Annotated in this window: 2 protein-coding genes and 1 pseudogene; all 3 read left to right on the top strand. The window is 51.3% G+C overall.

The features are described 5' to 3' along the window. Positions 1-278, top strand: a pseudogene (locus GOW92_RS24825) (hypothetical protein); the annotation flags it as partial. A gap of 705 nt (positions 279-983) precedes the next feature. After that, a complete protein-coding gene (locus GOW92_RS24710; protein WP_217356595.1) occupies positions 984-2,054 on the top strand; it encodes a hypothetical protein in 1,071 nt (356 codons plus the stop codon). 168 nt (positions 2,055-2,222) lie between these two features. After that, positions 2,223-2,522: a hypothetical protein gene (locus tag GOW92_RS24705; RefSeq protein WP_170566539.1), complete on the top strand. Its 300-nt coding sequence runs from the start codon at positions 2,223-2,225 to the stop codon at positions 2,520-2,522. The last annotated feature ends 404 nt before the right edge of the window (positions 2,523-2,926 follow it).

The following is a 2,926-nucleotide window of genomic DNA, read 5'->3' as shown; positions in this document are numbered from 1 at the left end:
TGACTGATCTCTACAGCCCCGTCAGCTTCGGTGGTGGCGGCGGACGAGGGGATGGAGGTAACAGCAGCGGTAACTACGGTGCTTCATCCGGAACAAAATTTGGCTCCTACAAGGATGGAGGGCATATGAAGGACCATGGAGGCGTTCGCTCTGCTATCGGTGCTGCTACCGTATTTGCAGCTGCTGCCGCGACAGGCAGTACCGGAGCAGTAGCCGCCACCGTCGCCGGTGCAGTCGGCAATCACATCAGTAGCGCAGAGGATTCGCGTGGGCGTTAAACGTCAGAACATTTGACATGGCGAACGAGGCGCCACTCGTTCTCCAAGTCCGCAAAAAAGAGGATACAATAAATGATGTCCTATCTACTGCCAATCATTGTCGCTTTAATCGTAGGGTTTTCCTACGGCTATTTTGTGATGAGCAGATTCGATCCTCCAGGCTTAGTTATCTATATTGGGTTGGTAGTCGTAGGCGTTGTCGCAGAGCGGCTGACACATCTGGTGTTAAAGAAAATTCGAAACTCCCGGTGAGTTTCGGTTGTCTTAGGTTCTCGTGAATCCCTTTTGCCATGGCCGCAGAAAATCAGCCATCATTTGACCCCGGGACGTGATGCCAACTACGCGTCCGGCCGTGATTCGCACGATCCTCAAGGGTATTGGGGGCGCCCCACTAATCAAGAAGGCGACTCTTATTCGGGCAATGACACGTGGGGAAGCGGCGACGGACGCTGATTATCGTCACTGGCGCAGAAAGCAGCTGCGCCAGTGACATCCTTTTAAAACCCAGCAACGGACGGAGCTGTCATGGAGTTCATTGAATCGCTTAGCTTGATCGGCTGGCTAATAATCACGGTTCTGTTTCTATGTGTCTGGTTTGGCCTACGGCGAAAGCTCCATCGGCCAACCAGGCTCCAAAACGATATCGAAAAGAAACAATCCAAGTTGGCAAGTCACGTGCCGCCACCGTCTGGTGGCTTTTTCTGAATGAACGCATCAAACGCACAAAGAGTTGGTAAAATGAAAAAACTGCTTGTTTGGGTTGTTCTACTTATTTCGGTTTCCGGAGCTGGGTTGGCCAGAGCCGGGGAATCCGAAACGGATGCGGAGCGTCGTTATGGGCTCGCTGATGGATGCCTTGAGGAGGCGGCGGATCGAATAGATGTGGAAGAACTGCTCGAAGAGATAATCACAAGCCCTGACTTTGCAAACTTCCGGGAAACCGAGCGCAATCGCATCGTACTTTGCAGGGAATTGGGACTGCGCAACCCACTCGCAAAACTGGCTTGGCCTTCATTTGGCAACACGCTCGAGATTCATGTTGCTGACACAATCTCGGAAGCAGAAGCGGATGAGGCTGTCAGGTTGATCAAGGTCTGGTCACAAAGAGTTCGATCGGATCAAGGGATAGGCGTTCCGTTTCCGGCCATCGTCATTGTAGGCGACACAGCGGATAGCCTTTATCCACTGGTGTTACAGTACGCCGCAACAAACGTAACTTGGGAAGAGTTTCAGCGGGCTTACGATGGCACGTGTTCCACGCGGAAAACCACATCCGGCTGGGCTGCATTCAATCATCTTGTTATATGTTTGGAGCCGGGGGACAAAAACCTAATTGGGTTGGAACCTGTTTTTATTCATGAAGAAATTCACGTGATTCAATTTCAATTGGCTGGCCAACCAGGAGGCTTAGCGGATGACGAGACGCGCCTTAAGGCGATGGGGCCAGAGTGGCTGCTGGAAGGAATGGCCGAGTTTCCAGCGCTTGTTATTTATGGGGGCATAGAAGTTTCCATGGATTTTGATCACGCGGGATTGAACCTAAGAGATCTTGAAACTTACCAGGAGTTTAACAACAGTCCGTCCGAAATTAGCGGTCCCCTGGTAAATGCTGCCGCGGCCACCTTGCTTGAAGGCCGCAGTTTCAGGAGAGCGTTCGAGTTCTACGAAGCTCTTGGAAAAGGGCAACCATGGCGGGATGCGTTCAAACAGACATTTGGTCTGTCAGTAGATGAGTTCTATCTGGAATTTGATCGCAAACTTGGACATGACCAGTGATCCATTTCAGGTGTGTTTTGCTATCGGGACGACCAAATCGGCAATGTCGACCCTCCTTTGTCCTTGGCCGGATCTCTTTGACTCTCTCATACCCAACAGACAAGCACCGCGGTCTGATCTCCAAAACCCGGCTGGAGCCAATCCAGCCTCAACAGGGGAAATACTCCAATGAGCTACAATCTGAAAACAGCGGTGACTGATCTCTACAGCCCCGTCAGCTTCGGTGGCGGTGGCGGTCAAGGGGATGGAGGTAACCGCAGCGGTAACTACGGTGCTTCATCCGGAACAAAATTTGGCTCCTACAAGGATGGAGGGCATATGAAAGACCATGGAGGGGTTCGCTCTGCAATTGGTCCTGCTGCCATATTTGCAGTCGCTGCAGTAACCGGTCCCGGGGCAGTAGCAGGGGCAACCATTGGCGCGATTGGTTCTCACATCAGTAGTGAAGAGGATTCGCGTGGGCGTTAAACACTAGATTGGTAAACGTGGAGGACGGGGCACTACTCGTTCTCCACACTCACTAAAAAGAGGCCTAAGAAATGAAGACATTCATACTGGAAGCCATTTTCGCTGCAATCGCGGGGCTGGCTTACGCCTATTTTGTGATGAGTAAATTCGATAGTCCAAACTTGGTCATCTACATAGGGTTAGGATTGGTGTGCGCTGTAACAGCGCGAATTACAAATCTAGCCATAAAAAAATTTGGAAATTCCGCGGAAAAATAGATTTCATAGACTCTGGTGAATCACTTTCGCGATGGCCGCAAAGAAGCGAGTGAAGTTCCTTTATCCTGGTTTGGCAAGACGCTTCGGACGTACACCCCGTTTTATACTGAACTGGTTTTTCTGGCCGTTTGCCTGCGGCTGGTCGGG

The organism is Ruegeria atlantica, assembly GCF_013032505.1.
Lineage (GTDB): Bacteria > Pseudomonadota > Alphaproteobacteria > Rhodobacterales > Rhodobacteraceae > Ruegeria > Ruegeria atlantica_F.
This window is presented reverse-complemented; position numbering and strand designations above follow the sequence as displayed.